The organism is Rhodococcus sp. NPDC056960, from assembly GCF_042674125.1.
Classification (GTDB): Bacteria; Actinomycetota; Actinomycetes; order Mycobacteriales; family Mycobacteriaceae; genus Rhodococcus_F.
In genome coordinates this window covers 60,493-76,781 of sequence record NZ_JBHURF010000004.1, presented here as the reverse complement: position 1 = coordinate 76,781, position 16,289 = coordinate 60,493, and the positions used below count along the sequence as shown (strand labels likewise).

17 protein-coding genes are annotated in these 16,289 nt (G+C 68.3%); 11 read left to right on the top strand and 6 right to left on the bottom strand.

The genetic code is table 11. The features are described from left to right. Positions 1-4 precede the first annotated feature (4 nt). Entirely contained in the window at positions 5-934 is a 930-nt protein-coding gene (locus ACFTWF_RS07575) for an LLM class F420-dependent oxidoreductase (RefSeq protein WP_378460642.1), read from the top strand. A 41-nt stretch (positions 935-975) separates the two neighbouring features. Here the strand turns inward: ACFTWF_RS07575 and ACFTWF_RS07570 are convergent, their stop codons facing one another. Further along, on the bottom strand, positions 976-1,476 hold the full coding sequence (locus ACFTWF_RS07570) for a hypothetical protein (protein ID WP_378460641.1): 501 nt from the start codon (positions 1,474-1,476) through the stop codon (positions 976-978). Positions 1,477-1,677: 201 nt separating this feature from the next. After that, complete coding sequence (locus ACFTWF_RS07565) at positions 1,678-2,619, bottom strand: AraC family transcriptional regulator (protein ID WP_378460640.1); 942 nt, start codon at positions 2,617-2,619, stop codon at positions 1,678-1,680. An 81-nt stretch (positions 2,620-2,700) separates the two neighbouring features. Between ACFTWF_RS07565 and ACFTWF_RS07560 the strand changes: the two genes are divergently transcribed. Together ACFTWF_RS07560 and ACFTWF_RS07555 are read left to right on the top strand one after the other, a co-directional pair. Beyond that, complete coding sequence (locus tag ACFTWF_RS07560; RefSeq protein WP_378460639.1) at positions 2,701-3,531, top strand: NmrA family transcriptional regulator; 831 nt, start codon at positions 2,701-2,703, stop codon at positions 3,529-3,531. A 2-nt stretch (positions 3,532-3,533) separates the two neighbouring features. After that, positions 3,534-4,001, top strand: a complete 468-nt coding sequence (locus ACFTWF_RS07555) for a DUF1772 domain-containing protein (RefSeq protein WP_378460638.1) — start codon at positions 3,534-3,536, stop codon at positions 3,999-4,001. A gap of 10 nt (positions 4,002-4,011) precedes the next feature. Here ACFTWF_RS07555 and msrA read toward each other — a convergent pair whose 3' ends face one another. Together msrA and ACFTWF_RS07545 are read right to left on the bottom strand one after the other, a co-directional pair. Continuing rightward, positions 4,012-4,722, bottom strand: coding sequence for a peptide-methionine (S)-S-oxide reductase MsrA (gene msrA, locus ACFTWF_RS07550; RefSeq protein WP_378460637.1), 711 nt, complete (start codon positions 4,720-4,722; stop codon positions 4,012-4,014). Beyond that, positions 4,682-5,875, bottom strand: coding sequence for an acyltransferase family protein (locus tag ACFTWF_RS07545; protein WP_378460636.1), 1,194 nt, complete (start codon positions 5,873-5,875; stop codon positions 4,682-4,684). Before ACFTWF_RS07545 ends, msrA begins: the two co-directional genes overlap by 41 nt. Before the next feature lie 259 nt (positions 5,876-6,134). On the opposite strand from ACFTWF_RS07545, the gene ACFTWF_RS07540 reads away from it, so the two are divergent. Continuing rightward, positions 6,135-6,758, top strand: a complete 624-nt coding sequence (locus ACFTWF_RS07540; protein WP_012691075.1) for a superoxide dismutase — start codon at positions 6,135-6,137, stop codon at positions 6,756-6,758. 118 nt (positions 6,759-6,876) lie between these two features. Beyond that, positions 6,877-8,316, top strand: coding sequence for an amidase (locus tag ACFTWF_RS07535; RefSeq protein ID WP_378460635.1), 1,440 nt, complete (start codon positions 6,877-6,879; stop codon positions 8,314-8,316). Positions 8,317-8,319: 3 nt separating this feature from the next. Here the strand turns inward: ACFTWF_RS07535 and ACFTWF_RS07530 are convergent, their stop codons facing one another. Beyond that, positions 8,320-9,669 carry a hypothetical protein gene (locus tag ACFTWF_RS07530; RefSeq protein WP_378460634.1) on the bottom strand — a complete coding sequence of 450 codons (1,350 nt, stop codon included), beginning with the start codon at positions 9,667-9,669 and terminating at the stop codon, positions 8,320-8,322. A 193-nt stretch (positions 9,670-9,862) separates the two neighbouring features. Here ACFTWF_RS07530 and ACFTWF_RS07525 point away from each other — a divergent pair, with 193 nt between their 5' ends. From ACFTWF_RS07525 to ACFTWF_RS07505, 5 genes are all read left to right on the top strand, one after another. Continuing rightward, positions 9,863-10,390: a peptidase gene (locus ACFTWF_RS07525; RefSeq protein WP_378460633.1), complete on the top strand. Its 528-nt coding sequence runs from the start codon at positions 9,863-9,865 to the stop codon at positions 10,388-10,390. A 277-nt stretch (positions 10,391-10,667) separates the two neighbouring features. After that, positions 10,668-11,375, top strand: a complete 708-nt coding sequence (locus ACFTWF_RS07520) for a TMEM165/GDT1 family protein (protein WP_378460632.1) — start codon at positions 10,668-10,670, stop codon at positions 11,373-11,375. An 82-nt stretch (positions 11,376-11,457) separates the two neighbouring features. Further along, positions 11,458-13,134 (top strand): FAD-dependent oxidoreductase, encoded by a 1,677-nt coding sequence (locus tag ACFTWF_RS07515; RefSeq protein WP_012691068.1) that lies wholly within the window; start codon positions 11,458-11,460, stop codon positions 13,132-13,134. Between the two features lie 13 nt (positions 13,135-13,147). Then, positions 13,148-14,596, top strand: a complete 1,449-nt coding sequence (locus ACFTWF_RS07510) for an ATP-binding protein (RefSeq protein WP_378460631.1) — start codon at positions 13,148-13,150, stop codon at positions 14,594-14,596. Beyond that, complete coding sequence (locus ACFTWF_RS07505) at positions 14,589-14,936, top strand: UBP-type zinc finger domain-containing protein (protein WP_378460630.1); 348 nt, start codon at positions 14,589-14,591, stop codon at positions 14,934-14,936. Before ACFTWF_RS07510 ends, ACFTWF_RS07505 begins: the two co-directional genes overlap by 8 nt. A 1-nt stretch (position 14,937) precedes the next feature. Here the strand turns inward: ACFTWF_RS07505 and ACFTWF_RS07500 are convergent, their stop codons facing one another. Beyond that, positions 14,938-15,282, bottom strand: coding sequence for a hypothetical protein (locus ACFTWF_RS07500; RefSeq protein WP_378460629.1), 345 nt, complete (start codon positions 15,280-15,282; stop codon positions 14,938-14,940). Between the two features lie 156 nt (positions 15,283-15,438). Between ACFTWF_RS07500 and ACFTWF_RS07495 the strand changes: the two genes are divergently transcribed. Next, positions 15,439-16,206, top strand: coding sequence for an SDR family NAD(P)-dependent oxidoreductase (locus tag ACFTWF_RS07495; RefSeq protein WP_185726957.1), 768 nt, complete (start codon positions 15,439-15,441; stop codon positions 16,204-16,206). Positions 16,207-16,289 lie beyond the last annotated feature (83 nt).

Genomic DNA, 16,289 nt, shown 5'->3' with positions numbered 1-16,289 from the left:
TCTCATGGAGTTGCGAATCTTTACCGAACCCCAGCAGGGTGCCACCTACGACGAACTTCTCGCGGTCGCGCAGGCCGCCGAACGCTTCGGCTACGGCGCGTTCTTCCGGTCGGATCACTACCTCGCGATGAACACCGAGGGTTTGCCCGGACCGACGGATGCGTGGATCACGCTGGCCGGTCTCGCCCGGGAGACGTCCACGATCCGGCTCGGCACGCTTGTCACGTCCGCGACGTTCCGGCATCCCGGTCCGCTGGCGATCTCGGTGGCGCAGGTCGACCAGATGAGCGGCGGACGCGTCGATCTCGGTATCGGCGCCGGCTGGTACGAGGAGGAGCACCAGGCGTACGGCATTCCGTTTCCCCCGCTGAAGGAGCGGTTCGAGTGGCTCGAGGAATCGCTCGCCGTGATCACCGGGTTGTGGCGCACTCCGCTCGGCGAGACGTTCGCCTACGACGGCACGCACCTGACGATCAAGGATTCGCCTGCGCTCCCGAAGCCGAAGCAGCCGCAGGGACCGCCGGTCCTGATCGGCGGCACGGGCAAGAAGAAGACACCGGCTCTGGCGGCGAAGTACGCGGACGAGTTCAACGTCCCGTTCCAGTCCGTCGGCGAGACGCGGGACGTGTTCGAACGGGTCCGGCTCGCGTGCAAAGCGATCGATCGCGACCCCACCGAATTGGTGTACTCCAACGCGCTCGTCCTCTGCTGCGGGCGCACGGAGGAGGAGATCGCGAGACGTGCGACGAGCATCGGACGGGACGTGGACGAACTGCGGGAGAACGGTCTCGCCGGGTCGCCCGCCGAACTGGTCGACAAGATCGGCCGCTACGCGGAGGCCGGGTCGCAGCGGATCTATCTGCAGACCCTCGACCTCGGTGACCTCGACCACCTGGAACTGGTCGCGAGCGACGTCGTTCCGCAACTGAGCTAGGCGGAGGTGGGGCCGCCCGGGCGTCGCCGGGCGGTCCGGGTTCAGTGCCGGGTGGTCGAATCCAGGAACTGGCGCAGGTCGCGGTCCCACTGGGCGTCGCGGGAGCGGTTCAGGGACGCGCGGCAGATGAGGAAGCCGGACAGCGCGATCATCATCACCGCGAACCAGGTGAACAGTCCGGCGATGACGCCGGCCACTCGTGCCGCGGACGGCGACATCGGTTCGGTGGTGAGGTTGCCGTCGGCGTTGACCCAGATGTCTTCCTTGGTTCCCGACGGGGTGGCGGGATCGACGGTGATGTCGGCGTGCCGGGTCTCGTCACCCCACGTCCACTTGGCGGGGGCGGTGTCGACACCCGAGGGTGCGACGTCGGACGTCATGGAGACGCCGGTGGAGTCGGCGAGCGTCGTGGCCGAGACGGTGCGGTAATCCGTGACCTGCTTCTCCGCCAGCGACAGTTGACTGTCGATGGTCCGGGCGCCGACGAGGATGGCGATGGGCAGCATCGCGAATGCGAGCACCACGACTGCGAGGGTGAGCATGTTCTCGATCCGGTCCGAGCGCCGGACGAGAGGGTTGTGCCGCTGACGAGCCGACCGCTTGCGCAGCCTCCGTGATGGAGAGTTGTTCCACATTTCGGATCCGGTCCTCTCGCCGACGATTCCCTACCATCCAGGGTCGTACGCAAGGCAAACAAGATCAAGCGGATCCGGTGTGTCCTTGGGCACTGTGCCGTAATACACTCATCGGCTGCCCGCCATCTCACGATGCTCCCTGGGGCTCACCCCGCGCACCCGTTTGAACGCCGCACTCAGCGCGAATGCGCTGCCGTACCCCACCCGCTGCGCCACCGACGCGACCGTCGCGTCGGGTTCGCGGAGCAGGTCCGCGGCCAGCGACAGCCGCCAGCCCGCGAGGAAGGTCATGGGCGGTTCGCCGACGAGTTCGGTGAAACGGCGTGCGAGGGCGGCGCGCGACATGCCGGTTTCCGTGGCGAGCGACTCCACCGTCCACGGGTGCGCCGGGTTGTTCTGCAGGATGCGCATCGCCTTTCCCACCACCGGATCGCCCTGCGCCCGCACCCACGAGGGCGCCTCGGCGGCCGGTCGGGCGAACCACGCGCGCAGCACGGCGATCAGCAGGAGGTCGAGCAGCCGGTCGAGCACCGCCTCCTGTCCGGGCTCGTCCCGCACCACCTCGTCGTGCATCAGGGTGACGAGCCGGGAATCCCAGTCGGCGCGGCGCTGCACCACGAGTTCTGGGAGCGCGGACAGCAGCCGGCGGCTGATCTCGCCGGGAGTCTGGTAAGTCCCGGTCAGCATCACGGTGCGGCCGTCGGGGCTGTTTCCCCACGTGCGCACCCCGAGGTCCATCGCCTCGGCGAGCGGTTCCCCGCGGAGCGTCGTGCAGGTCTGGTCGGGGTTGATGATCACGTGCGGTGGCGTGTCCGGATGGTCGGCGACGATGTACCGCTCGGGTCCGCGGACGATCGCGACGTCGCCCTCGGTGAGCCGCACGGGTTCGCCGGTGTGCGGAAGGATCCACGCTTCGCCGCGGCCCATCGCGACGAGGCTGAGCGGCGCATGGTCGTCGATCTGCAGCGACCAGGGCGGTTCCATGATCGAGCGGAGAACGAACGCGCCGGCGGCGCGGGGACCACTGATGAGACCGGCGAGAGGATCCACCCGTCCAGCGTAGACGCTCGCGTATGGATCAGCGTGTTTCAACCATGGAAAGTCTCACCGTCGCCGTCTTGACTGAAATGCATGACAACAACACCGCACACACTCGTCCTCACCGGCACCGGCAAGGTCGGCAGCCGCGTCCTCGCCCGGCTCGCCGCCGCAGAGGTGCCCGCGCGCAACGGCTCCCGCTCCGGCCGTCCCCCGTTCGACTGGGAGAACAGGAACACGTGGCGGCCGGCGCTCGACGGAATCACCTCGGTGTACATCGCCTACTACCCGGATCTCGCGGTGCCGGGGGCGGCGGAGGTCGTCGAGGAGTTCGCAGGCCTGGCCGTCGCGAACGGCGCCCGGCGCCTCGTCCTGCTCTCCGGCCGCGGCGAAACCGAGGCGGAGCGTAGCGAACTCGCGATCCGCAAGGCGGGCGCCGACTGGACGATCCTCCGGTCCAGTTGGTTCGGCCAGAATTTCGGCGAGAGCTTCATGCTCGACTCCCTGCTCGCCGGCGAACTCGCGCTGCCCGTCGACGGGCGCGTGCTCGAACCGTTCGTCGACGCGGACGACCTCGCCGAGATCGCCGTCGCCGCACTGACCGGCGGCGGTCACGCCGGCCAACTGTACGAAGCGACCGGGCCGCGACTGCTGTCGTTCGGCGACGCCGTCGCCGAGATCTCGGAGGCGACGGGACGCGAAATTCGGTACACCCCGGTCACTTCGGAGGAGTATTCGACGGCGCTGGCCGGGCAGGGGGTACCGTCCGACGCGATCGGCCTGCTCACCTACCTGTTCGACGAAGTGCTGGACGGGCGCAACGCTTCACTCACCGACGGGGTGGAACGCGCACTCGGGCGCGCGCCCCGCGACTTCTCCGACTACGTCCGCGCTGCAGCAGCGGCCGGGGTCTGGAGGGTCTGATCATGGAGCGCTATCTGACGGTCGTCACGGCGGTGGGCGCCGGCGTGGTGGGCGGCGTGATGTTCGCGTTCTCCACGTTCATCATGACCGGGCTCGGCCGGCTGGAGCCGGCCCAGGGCATCGCGGCGATGCAGGCGATCAACCGTGAGGCGCCGAACTTCTGGTTCATGACGGCGCTGTTCGGCACGGCACTGACGTCGATCGCGCTCGTCGTCGTCAGCGTGGTGCGCCACGACGGTTCGGCCGGCTGTGCGGTGATCGCCTGCTTGCTCTACCTCGTGGGGATCGTCTTGACCATCGTCTACCACGTGCCGCACAACAACGCGCTGGACGCGATCGATCCCACCGCGGCCGGTTCGGCGGCGTACTGGCGCGACTACCTGTCGGGATGGACCGGGTGGAACCACGTGCGCACCGTCAGCGCCATCGCGGCGTCCGCAGTGCTCACGTGGTCCGCCACCCGTGGCTGAGACCGCGAATCTACGACGGCGGCAGGATGTCGGTCTGCGCCGGGACCTCGTCCTGCTTCAGCAGCCCGACGGGGCAGCTGACGCCGGTGGCGTGCACGGGGCAGTAGCCGCCGGGGTTCTTCGCGAGGTACTGCTGGTGGTAGTCCTCGGCGTAGTAGAACTGCGTGAGCGGGGCGATCTCCGTGGTGATCGCCCCGTATCCGGCGTCGGCGAGCCTCTTCTCGAAGGCCTCACCGGTGGCCTCGGCGATCTCCACCTGCTGTTCGTCGATCGTGTAGATGGCCGAACGGTACTGCGTTCCCTGGTCGTTGCCCTGCCGCATGCCCTGCGTGGGATCGTGGTTCTCCCAGAACTCCTTGAGGATCTCGGCGTACGAGATGACCTTCGGATCGAAGACCACGAGGACCACCTCGGTGTGCCCGGTGCGACCGGTGCAGGTCTCCTCGTAGGTGGGGTTGGGCGTGTACCCGCCGGCGTATCCCACCGCGGTGGTGTAGACGCCGTCGAGTTGCCAGAACTCCTTCTCGGCGCCCCAGAAACATCCCATGCCCAGCACCGCGGTCTGCATTCCCTCGGGGAACGGGGGTTGCAGGGGGTGCCCGTTGACGTAATGCGTCGCCGGAACCGGGATCGGTTGCTGCCGTCCGGGGAGCGCGTCCTCGGCGGTGACCATCACGGACTTAGCGGCTGCTCGACCCAGAAGCTCGTCGTACCAAGACATGATTCGATGCTACGCGCGGTGCCTGTGCGGACTCCGCCGCGAGCGCGGCCTGCGCGCGCATCCGCTCGCCGCGCGCCGTGACCCACCGCGTCGCGGGGACTTCCACCCACCGGTACAGGCCCTCCGCCACCAGCGCCGTCACCACGAGAAAGGCGACCACCGCGCCGGTCTCACCGAACGCCCCGACCGTGTGCTCGTACACGCGGTACAGGATCAGGGTGTGCACGAGGTAGATCGCGTAGCTGCGCGTCGCCGTCCACCGGACGACGGCCCAGTGCGCCGCGGGCCCGTCGTATCGGCCCACCAGCACGACGCACGCGGTGACGACGGCGAAGGTCCACAGGTAGTGATCGCCCGCCCAGTAGACCCGGAAGTCGGTCGCGAGCCGGATGACCTCGACCTGGGCGAGTCCGGCGACGACGATCCACCGGCAGTCCGCCAGCCGCGCCCAGCCGAGGTAGATGATCTGCCCGAGGAACACGGCGGGCAGCGTCGCGGCGATCTTGGACAGCATCGGCACCGTGTACGGCTGCGGCGCGTACAGGTTGTACAGCAGGATCAGCGCGCAGACCGCGGCACCGGCCATCGGCATCGCGATGGGCAGGGTGCGCAGAACCGGGCGCGCCGCCACGCAGGCGAAGTAGAAGAAGATCTGCACGGCCAGGGTCCAGGTGACCCCGAGCACCGCGACCTCGGGTTTGAGGAAGAAGCCGCCGAGAAAGAAACTCAGGGCCGCGTCGACGTTGGACACCCCGTCCTGCCCGCTGAACATGCCGTTGATACCCAGGCGCACCAGCACGATCGCGGCGAGGACGGCCACCCAGAATGCGGGCAGAATGCGTCCGAGCCGGTTGAACAGGAAATGTCCGGGTTCGGAACGAATGGCCGAACGCGTGATCAGCACCCCGGTCAACATCATGAAGACGGCGACCCCGACAAAGGACAGATGCTGGTTCAGACCGCCGCGCTCGATGAATATCTGATAGACGACGTCGATGAACCACCATCCGGTTCCGAGATCGTCGATGAGATAGAACGAGATGTGCGAGTAAATCACGGCCAGAACTGCGAAGAAGCGGAGCAGATTCGCGCCCGTGAGTTCCACACGCGGCGCGGCCGCATGCGAATCTGCAACAGGTGTCAGCGAAGGCATCGCGTCAGCTTAAGGTTCCGTTCACCCGTCGGACGAATTCTCACGACATTCAGTGTGGCCGCGGGAGGGTTTTTTCGGGTGCCCGAACTTTATCGTCCGGGAATCGCTCCGTGACCCCAACTGTTGCGCAGGGTGTACCAATGAGATTGGGTATATACCCGAGAACGATTTCGCCACAGGCGGGTGTCAGGCACGTGCTCACGTGCCGTCGGCACCCGGAACACACCAGGGCTCACAGCCCGTTGATGAAGGGACCCTCGTGTCTGTTTACACGCTGCCGGAACTCCCGTACGACTATGCAGCTCTCGAGCCGCACATCTCCGGCAAGATCATGGAACTGCACCACGACAAGCATCACGCCGCGTACGTGACCGGTGCCAACACGGCCCTCGACAAGCTCGCCGAGCTCCGCGAGTCCGACACCCTGCCGGCCGTGGTCAACCTGCACGAGAAGAACCTCGCCTTCCACTTGGGCGGCCACACCAACCACACCGTCTTCTGGAACAACCTGTCCCCGGACGGCGGCGACAAGCCGACCGGTGAGCTCGCGGCCGCGATCGACGACCAGTTCGGCGGCTTCGACGCCTTCCGCAACCACTTCTCGGCCAACGCCAACGCCATCCAGGGCTCCGGCTGGTCCATCCTGGCCTGGGATTCCATCGGCCAGCGCCTGCTCATCGTCCAGCTGTACGACCAGCAGGGCAACATCCCGATCGGCCTCACGCCGCTGCTGCTCCTCGACATGTGGGAGCACGCCTTCTACCTCGACTACCAGAACGTCAAGGGCGACTACGTCAAGGCATTCTGGAACATCGTCAACTGGGCGGACGTCGCCGCTCGCTTCGAGAAGGCACGCACCCAGACCGCGGGTCTGATCGTCTAGTTCTCCGCTTCTCGCAGCCACGGGCGCCCGGAACACCATCGAGTGTTCCGGGCGCCCGTGCTCGTTTCGGGACCGGAATTCGCGTCCGAGCAGGCCGAGCGTCCAATAGGCTTCGGAAGTGACCGAGTCCAGCGACCCCACCCGGAACGACACCGTCGTCCACGCCTTCCGCGACGACGCGCTCGGCGACCTCGACGCCACCGGCCTCGCGGCCCGGATCGCCGCCGGGGAGGTGTCGGTCCGCGAGGTGACGGAGGCCGCGATCGCCCGCGCCGAGGCGGTCGGGCCCGCCCTGAACGGTCTGGCGTTCGCCGACTTCGACCGCGCGCTCGCGGCGGCGGACCGCCCGCACGAGGGCGTGTTCGCGGGAGTGCCGACCGTCGTCAAGGACAACGTCGACGTCGGGGGCCTGCCCACGCAGCACGGCAGTGTCGCGTTCGTCGCGCGGCCCGCCGCCGCCGACAGCGACTTCGTCACCCAGTACCTGTCCACGGGACTGCTCTCGCTCGGGAAGAGCCGCCTCCCGGAGTTCGGGTTCAGTGCCTCCACCGAATTCATGGACGCCGAACCCGTGCACAACCCGTGGAATCCCGCGTACTCGCCGGGAGCGTCGTCCGGCGGTTCGGCCGCGCTCGTCGCCTCGGGTGTGGTGCCGATCGCACACGCCAACGACGGCGGCGGATCCATCCGCATTCCCGCTGCCGCCTGTGGGCTCGTCGGACTGAAACCGTCCCGCGGCCGGACGGTCCCCGACGCCATGGACAAGACGTTGCCGATCCGCATCATCGCGCAGGGCGCCGTCACCCGGTCGGTCCGGGACACCGCACGGTGGATGGCGGCCGCCGAACGGTACTACCGCAATCCCGATCTGCCGCCGATCCGATTGGTCGAGGGGCCGGCCCGCACCCGGCTGAGAGTCGGCGTGGTCGTCGATTCGGTGACCGTGACCCGAACCGACGACGAGACCCGCAAGTCGGTCCACGCGACCGCGGATCTGCTGGCGGATCTCGGGCATCACGTCGAGGAGTGCCCGATGCCGGTGGGGCCCTCGTTCGTCGAGGACTTCTGCATCTACTGGGGGTTCCTGTCGTTCGTCATCTCCGGCAACGGCAAGCGCATGCTCGGACCGGACTTCGACCGCGACGCCACCGACAACCTGACGCGCGGACTCGCCGCGATGTACCGCAAGAAGATCGCGAAGACTCCGCGGGTGCTGTACCGGCTGCGCCGCACGTACCGGGACTACGCGGAGATGTTCCAGAAGTACGACGTGATCCTGTCACCGACCCTGGCCCACACCACGCCGAAGCTCGGATACCTTTCGCCGACACAGAGTTTCGAGGAGTTGTTCGACAAGCTGATCGCGTACACGGCGTTCACGCCGCTCAACAATGCGTCGGGCGGGCCGGCCATCTCGCTTCCCCTGCACGAGACCGCCCGCGGGCTGCCGCTGGCGTCGCACTTCTCCGCGGACCACGGCGACGAGCGGACCCTGCTCGAGTTGGCGTTCGAACTCGAGCAGGCGACGCCCTGGCGTCGCATCCAGGACGCCGGCTGACGGTCAGGCCCTGCGCCGCAGACCCATCCACACGACGGCGCCCGCGAGCAGCACGGTGGTGATCCCGAACGCGACGGCGAGGTGCTCGGCGGCCAGGAGCGGTGCGGGCGCGGACAGCGTGCGCGACACCGCGACCGGTTCGGCGAGGACCGTCGCCAACTGGTTCTGCTGCGCCGCCGTGCGCACCGGCATCGCCGCGACCCCGTTGTTCAAATCGGTGGACAGCTGCCCCGACAGCGTCTTCAGCTTCGCGAAGCCGTCGACGATCTGCGAGGTGGCACCGTCGAGCATCGCGGGTGCCTGATCGGCGATCGGGACGATGCCGTCGTTCAGTTGCCGTGCTCCGCTGCTCAGCTGATTGCTGGCGTCGGTGAGCTGACCCATCGCGACCCGCACGAGTTCGCCGAGGTCCGTCTCCGGACCGACCTGCCCGCCCAGGAGACCGGGCACCGAGCCCAGCTGTGTGGACAGCAGATCGAGGTCGGCGCCGACCTGCCTCAGCGACGGGACCACCTCCGGCGCAACGGGGGTGCCGTCGAGGATGCGGATCGTGTCGTCGATCCTGGTTCGCATCTGCGTGGCGCTGTCGTTGGCCTCGCCCAGCGTCAGCCCCAGCGCACTCAACCGGTCCGCGAGACCGTTGGCCGTCCCCGACGTCTCACCGACCACGCCGGCCACCTGATCGGCCACGCCCAGCAGTTGCACCGACCCGGCGCGTGCCGTCTCGAGATACGGGAGCAGGGTGTCGGCGCCCTCGGTGAGCTGTTGCGCCGCATCGTCCGCCGCGGCCGTGCCCGCCGCGAGGAATCCGGCCGTCATTCCCGCCTGCTGGAACCGCGTCCGCGACGAGGACATGTTCGCCAGCAGATCCGTGATGCCGTCCGCGCCGATCTGCGACGACACCACCCCGGCGAGTTCCTCGGACGCGCCGGTGTCCGAACCCGCGACGTCGAGGTCGAGGGTGGCCTGCCGGGGCTTGGTGCCCCACACCGACGACACCGCGTCGCTGAAGTCCTCGGGCACGGTCACGGTGGCGAACCAGTCGCCGCCCGCCGCCGTGTCCGCATCGACCACCTGCCAGTCGAATGCCTCGTTCGCCTCGAGCTTCTCGATCAGGGTGTCGCTCGCACGCACCGGTTTTCCGTCGACGGTGGCACCGGCATCGGTGTTGACGATCGCGACGGTCCGGCCGCCCGCCCCGCGGTCGCCGAGGAACACGTATCCGAGTCCCGCCGCGGACGCGAGGACCAGGCCCGCCAGGGCGGCCGCGGCGACGCGCCGGGACCCGAGGACCTTTCGCGTCGACTCGGTTCGGGCGTGACTCGCGGAATTCCGTGGGCGCTCAGAGGTCATTCCGGTGAGGGTAGAGCGCATTCGTAGCGGCAGAGTGTGGCGATTCTGAGGATTCTCTGAGATCTCCGTCCGCCACGGTTAGCACTCCCATGCTCTTGTGTGCCAGGCACTGTCGGGCGCATTCTTCAAGTACCCAACGAGGTGTGCAGAACGAGTCGTGTTCGAAACGCGTCATCACACCGAGGAGGCAGAGATGAACAGGGACGGCTACATCGGCATCTCGCCCTTCCAGGCCGCGGGTACCTTGCGGGGATTTGTCATTTCCGGGCGCTGGCCCGACACCACCAAGGAATGGGCCCAGCTGCTGGCGCTCGCCGTGCGGGTGGCGTGCGTTCCGGGTCTGCTCCACACCACGACCGTCTTCGGCGCGCACGAGGACCTTCCCGAGGAACCGGAGCCCGAGACCGTCGGACTCGTGGTGGCCGAGGGCACCGTGCTCGGGGAGTTCGCGCTCGCTCCCGGCCGCTTCGCGGATCACCAGCCGCCGGCGTTGTTGATGCTGCATCCGCCGTCCGAGACGACCCCCTCACTTCCGGAATGCGCGGGTGCGGCGTCGGGCTGCGTGCTGCTGCCGGGTCTCCCCCACCTGGGGCTGGAACACCGGGCGGCCTGGGTGGAGGCCGAGGCGGACGGGACGGTGACGTCGATGGTCAGCCGGGTGGGCATCGACCCGATCAGCGACCCCGACACTGCCGTTTTGGCCATGCTGCTCGCCTCGTGAGGGTACCCGAAGTTTGAGCGTCCGGGACCCCAAACTTCTTGTCGCTTTTGCCTTTTCACGTAAGCCACGCTAACGTTGCGGACATCGAAGGGGAGTAGCCCCCAATCGCCTGTGTCGACATACTGGCTCGTTGCTTCACCGCACCGGACCCGGCCTGGCGAACCGTCACCGAATCATCGGGTGCCGGTGGGCGAGACCTTCGGCCGGGCAGACGCACCCGCGTTTGCCAGGCCGGAGGAATCCACCTGTCATCCTCCGACCGACTACCTGGAGGAGGATGCTCGTGCTGACCGCCGCGCTGCTGAGTTTCGGTGTGATCTTCGTCGCCGAACTGGGCGACAAATCTCAGCTCATGGCGATGACGTTCGCCCTGCGCTACCGCTGGTGGGTGGTGATCGCCGGCATCACCGTCGCCACCACCGTGGTCCACCTGGTGTCCGTGGCCGTCGGCCACTACCTCGGCGTCGCGCTCCCGACCGCGGCGATCAGCATCGTCGGCGGCGCCGCCTTCCTCGTCTTCGGCGCCTGGACCCTGCGCGGCGACAACCTCAGCGAAGACGAGCAACTCAAGGCCGGCCGTGCCACCCGCTCCGCGTTCCTGGCCGTCACGTCCGCGTTCTTCCTCGCCGAACTCGGCGACAAGACGATGCTCGCCACCATCACCCTCGCCACCGACCACGACACGGTCGGCGTGTGGATCGGCTCGACCGTCGGCATGGTGGCGGCGGACGCCCTGGCCATCGTCGTCGGCGCTGTGCTGGGCAAGCACCTCCCCGAGAGCGTCATCCGCATCGGCGCGGCCGTGCTGTTCTTCGCGTTCGGCATCTGGTTGCTGCTCGAGGGTCTGCTGCCCGGCAATCCCGCGGGCCCGATCGCCGGCGCCGCGGTCGTCGTACTGGCACTGGCCGGGGCCGCGGGCCGCGCCGTCCGGTCGCGTCGGCGCAGCGTCCCCGCGGACAGCGCGCCGATGCAGCACCAGGACTGAATCCGGTCGACAAAGGCGCGTCCCGGGGCAATACTCGGAGCGCAGGAGTACCTCGCAGTTCTGTACGGACGAGAGGGCGTGCGTGAACAATCCCGTAGCGAGCGGCAAGCCGGCGATACTCACCGTCGACGACGATCCGGGGGTCTCCCGCGCCGTCGCCCGCGACCTTCGACGCCGATACGGCGAGAGATACCGCATCATCCGCGCCGAATCCGGCGAGTCGGCCCTCGATGCGATGAAGCAGATGAAGCTGCGGGGAGATCCCGTCGCCGCGATCCTCGCCGACTACCGCATGCCGGCGATGAGCGGCATCGAGTTCCTCGAGAAGGCCATGGATCTGTATCCGCTGGCGCGCCGCGTGCTGCTCACCGCGTACGCCGATACGGATGCGGCCATCGAGGCGATCAACGTCATCGACCTCGACCACTACCTGCTCAAGCCGTGGGATCCGCCCGAGGAGAAGCTGTACCCGGTGGTCGACGCGCTGCTCGAGGCGTGGGCGTCGTCCGATCACCACCCCGCCGAGGAGACGAAGGTCGTGGGCCATCGCTGGGCTCCGCGGTCGTCGGAAGTGCGCGAGTTCCTGGCCCGCAACCAGTTGTCGTACCGCTGGTACATGTCGGACGAGCCGGAGGGCGGGCGGTTGCTCAGCGCCGCCGGGGAGGACGGCCGTCGCCTGCCGGTGGTGATCTGCGCCGACGGCGAATGCCTCGTGGAGCCGTCCGACACCGAACTCGGCAGGCGACTCGGTCTCCGGACCGACCCGTCGGAGAACTTCTACGACCTCGTGGTCGTCGGCGGCGGACCGGCCGGTCTGGGCGCCGCCGTGTACGGCGCCTCGGAGGGACTGCGCACCGCCCTGATCGAGCGGACGGCGACCGGTGGGCAGGCGGGTCAGAGCTCACGGATCGAGAACTATCTCGGATTCCCCGACGGCGTGTCCGGCGCCCAGCTCGCCGAGCGGGCCCGCAGGCAGGCAACCCGGTTCGGGGCGGAACTGATCACCACCCGCGACGTCGTGGCCCTCGAGGTCAACGGCTCGGCGCGCACCGTCCGGTTCGCGGACGGCGACACCATCGACGCGCACACGGTGATCCTGGCGACCGGCGTCTCCTACCGGCGTCATCCGGCGCCCGGAGTCGACGACCTCACCGGGCGCGGCGTCTACTACGGCTCCGCCGTCACCGAGGCCGCCCGCTGCACCGACCAGGACGTGTACATCGTCGGCGGGGCCAACTCCGCCGGACAGGCGGCGGTGTACCTGTCGCGGGGCGCCCGCTCGGTCACCATCGTGGTGCGGGCGCAGTCGCTCGAGGATTCGATGTCGTACTACCTCGTCCAGCAGATCGAACGGAACCCGCGCATCCACGTCCGGCCGTGCACCGAGGTGATCGGCGTCGAGGGCGAGGGCCACCTCGAGAAGGTCCGGCTGCGCAACAACGCAACCGGGGACGAGGACACCGTCGACGCCGGGTTCCTGTTCCTGTTCATCGGCGCCGCACCGCGCACCGAATGGCTCGACGGCGTCGTCGCGCGGGACGAGAACGGGTTCGTCGTGTCCGGCCCCGATCTGGTCGTCGACGGGAAACCACCGAGCGGCTGGCCCCTCGACCGTCTCCCCCACCACCTCGAGACGAGCGTCCCGGGGATCTTCGCGGCCGGTGACGTGCGCTCCGAGTCGGCGAAGCGGGTGGCGTCGGCGGTCGGGGAAGGCGCGATGGCCGTGATGCTCGTCCACCGCTACATCGGCCAACCGTGATCGGGGGCAGACCATGACCCACATCCCGTGCAAACCGCCCGAGCTGAGGACACTGTTCCTCTTCGAGCATCTCACCGATCACCAACTCGACCAGCTCTGCGAGAACGGGCACGTCGAGCTGATCGAACCCGGGCCGGTTTACGCGGAGGGTGAGATCGCGACGTGCTTCTACGTGCTGATCGAGGGCGAGATCGTACTGAGCAAGCTGTCGGGCGGCGAGGAGATCGAGTTCAACCGGACGTCGCAGCGCGGCGTGTACGCCGGTGCCTGGCAGTCGTACCTCGGCGACCGCGCCCCCCAGACGTACACCGCGTCGATGCGGATCACCGCCCCGTCGAAGTTCTTCGTCCTCGACGCCGACCGGTTCGGACAGCTGATGCGCGAGTGGTTCCCGATGGCCGTGCACCTCCTGGAAGGGCTGTTCTTCGGCAACCAGAACGCGAAACAGGTCGTCGATCAGCGGGAACGTCTCCTCGCGCTGGGTTCGCTGTCCGCGGGGCTCACCCACGAACTCAACAACCCTGCGGCCGCCGCGGTCCGGGCGACGGCGTCGCTGCGCGACCGGGTGTCGCACATGCGGCAGAAACTCGGCGTCATCGCGTCGGGCGTGTACGACCGGCAGGCGCTGGCCACGTTGATCCGGTTGCAGGAGGAGGCCGCCGAACAGGTGGCGAAGGCGCCGACGCTCACTCCCCTCGAGGCCTCCGACCGCGAGGACGAACTCGGCGACTGGTTCGACGACCACGGCGTCTCGGGCGGCTGGGACCTGGCGCCCACGTTCGTGCAGGCCGGTCTCGACGTGCCGTGGCTCGAGCGGATCGCAGCCTCCGTCGACGACGAGACGATGGTCGAGAGCGCGATCCGCTGGCTCAACTACACCCTCGAGACCGAACTGCTGATGAACGAGATCGCCGACTCCACCGCCCGCGTCTCCACGCTCGTGAACGCCGCGAAGCAGTACTCGCAGATGGACCGCGCCCCGTACCAGCGCGTCGACCTGCGGGAACTCCTCGACAGCTCGCTGGTGATGCTCGGCCGCAAGATCGGCGACTCGATCACGGTGGTGAAGGAATACGACCCCACGCTGCCGCAGATCCCCGCCTACGCCGCAGAACTCAATCAGGTATGGACCAACCTCATCGACAACGCCGTCGCCGCGATGGACGGCCGCGGCACCCTCACCGTCCGCACCCGGCGCGACGACGACATGGCACTCATCGAGATCGGCGACACCGGACCCGGAGTGCCCGAGGAGATCCGATCGCGCATCTTCGAACCGTTCTTCACCACGAAACCCGTCGGCGAGGGAACGGGGCTCGGCCTCGACATCTCCTGGCGCATCGTCGTGAAGAAGCACCGCGGCGACCTGCGCGTCGAATCCGAACCGGGCGACACCCGGTTCCAGGTGCGCATTCCGATCGAACCCGAAGTCGTATCAGCAGAAGGAGTCTCAGATGGGTGAGCTGGACGGAATCGACCCGAGCGTGCCGCCGAGCGGGGACGGATGCGCCGACTGCGACAGCGCCGGCGGGTGGTGGGTGCATCTGCGCCGCTGCGCGCAGTGCGGGCACATCGGCTGCTGCGACTCCTCACCGGCACAGCACGCCACCAAGCACGCCGCCCAGACCGGACACCCCGTGGTCCGGAGCTTCGAGCCCGACGAGATCTGGTTCTGGAACTACGCCACCGAAACCGCATTCGAAGGCCCGGAACTGGCGGCGCCGCAACACCATCCGCTCGACCAGACCGTCCCCGGACCCGCGGATCGCGTCCCGCCCGACTGGCAGGCGAAGATTCACTGACTCAGAGTTGCCCGAGACGGTCCGCCGTCGCGGCGTCCTGCTCGTCGTACCGTGCCAGCACCGCTTCGAAATTCGCCTTCAGTTCCAGCGCGTAGCGTTCGTGCGCCGCGGACGTCCCCACCGCCGAATTCTCGTCCGCGACGCCCGGGCCGCCGATCGCCGTCGCCCGGAACCGCGCTGCCAGGTTCGCCGCCGAGCGCAGATGCATCTCACCGAGACCGAAGTTCTCGGGCGCGAGTTCGCGACGCGCGCGCTCGCGCAGATCCCTCATGTCCGCTGCCAGCACGTCGCACGCGGCAATGCACCGCACCAGCGCATCGCGGTCCACCTCGAACCGATCGCTCATCCGTCCCCCTACGGTCGTCGCTCCACCCGCGAGAGAAACTACCCGCTCCCCCGCCTGCGGCGTTTCCCTCGCCTCTGCCGTCACACCCGGCGGGCGTTATGGTGCAGGTCACCAGGGTCGGCCAACGGAGGTCGCCGGGAGAGAAGGATGCGAACCGTGGAAATTCAGGGAACCGCCGCACTGGTCACCGGAGCCGCCTCGGGCCTCGGCGCCGCCACCGCCAAGCGCCTCGCCGACGCCGGAGCCACCGTGTTCGGACTCGACCTGCAGCAGTCAATCGAGCGAGCCGGTGACAACGTCCCCGACGGCGTCACCCTCCTCGCCACCGACGTCACCAGCGGCGACGAGGTCCAGGCCGCGATCGACAAGATCGTCGAGTCGGGGCTGCCGCTGCGCATCGTCGTCAACTGCGCCGGCGTCGGCTGGGCGGGACGCATCCTGTCCAAGAAGGGCCCGCACGACCTGGAGTTGTTCCGCACCGTCATCACCGTCAATCTCCTCGGCACGTTCAACGTCATGCGCCTCGCCGCCGACGCCATCGCGAAGACGGACACTGTCGACGAGTCCGGTCAGCGCGGCGTCGTCATCAACACCGCGTCCGTCGCCGCGTTCGAGGGCCAGATCGGCCAGATCGCCTACTCCGCGTCCAAAGGTGGGGTGCACGGCATGACCGTTCCCGCCGCCCGCGACCTCGCCCAGTTCGGCATCCGCGTCAACACCATCGCCCCCGGCATCATCGACACCCCGATGCTCGCCGGCGTCACCGACGAATACCGCAAGGGCCTCGAAGCGGGTGTCCCGTTCCCCTCGCGTCTCGGGCAGCCCGCCGAGTACGCGCAACTCGCTCAGATGATCGTCGAACACGACTACCTCAACGGTGAGACCATTCGTATGGACGGCGCTCTGCGCATGGCGCCGCGGTAGGCGGCTCCGCCGCCCGTGCGCCTTTCTGGTTGCTCCAGCTACCAAAAAGGCGCACGGGGCGCGAAGCGCCCTAGGAGGGCTGA

Excerpts from the sequence above, each read along its gene's own strand:
- ACFTWF_RS07555 (WP_378460638.1), top strand. The coding sequence starts at position 3,534 with ATGGAGCGCTATCTGACGGTCGTCACGGCGGTGGGCGCCGGCGTGGTG.
- ACFTWF_RS07520 (WP_378460632.1), top strand. The coding sequence starts at position 10,668 with ATGCTCGTGCTGACCGCCGCGCTGCTGAGTTTCGGTGTGATCTTCGTC.
- ACFTWF_RS07525 (WP_378460633.1), top strand. The coding sequence starts at position 9,863 with ATGAACAGGGACGGCTACATCGGCATCTCGCCCTTCCAGGCCGCGGGT.
- ACFTWF_RS07505 (WP_378460630.1), top strand. The coding sequence starts at position 14,589 with ATGGGTGAGCTGGACGGAATCGACCCGAGCGTGCCGCCGAGCGGGGAC.
- ACFTWF_RS07510 (WP_378460631.1), top strand. The coding sequence starts at position 13,148 with ATGACCCACATCCCGTGCAAACCGCCCGAGCTGAGGACACTGTTCCTC.
- ACFTWF_RS07560 (WP_378460639.1), top strand. The coding sequence starts at position 2,701 with ATGACAACAACACCGCACACACTCGTCCTCACCGGCACCGGCAAGGTC.
- ACFTWF_RS07575 (WP_378460642.1), top strand. The coding sequence starts at position 5 with ATGGAGTTGCGAATCTTTACCGAACCCCAGCAGGGTGCCACCTACGAC.
- ACFTWF_RS07570 (WP_378460641.1), bottom strand. The coding sequence starts at position 1,476 with ATGCTCACCCTCGCAGTCGTGGTGCTCGCATTCGCGATGCTGCCCATC.
- ACFTWF_RS07530 (WP_378460634.1), bottom strand. The coding sequence starts at position 9,669 with ATGACCTCTGAGCGCCCACGGAATTCCGCGAGTCACGCCCGAACCGAG.
- ACFTWF_RS07545 (WP_378460636.1), bottom strand. The coding sequence starts at position 5,875 with ATGCCTTCGCTGACACCTGTTGCAGATTCGCATGCGGCCGCGCCGCGT.
- ACFTWF_RS07500 (WP_378460629.1), bottom strand. The coding sequence starts at position 15,282 with ATGAGCGATCGGTTCGAGGTGGACCGCGATGCGCTGGTGCGGTGCATT.
- msrA (WP_378460637.1), bottom strand. The coding sequence starts at position 4,722 with ATGTCTTGGTACGACGAGCTTCTGGGTCGAGCAGCCGCTAAGTCCGTG.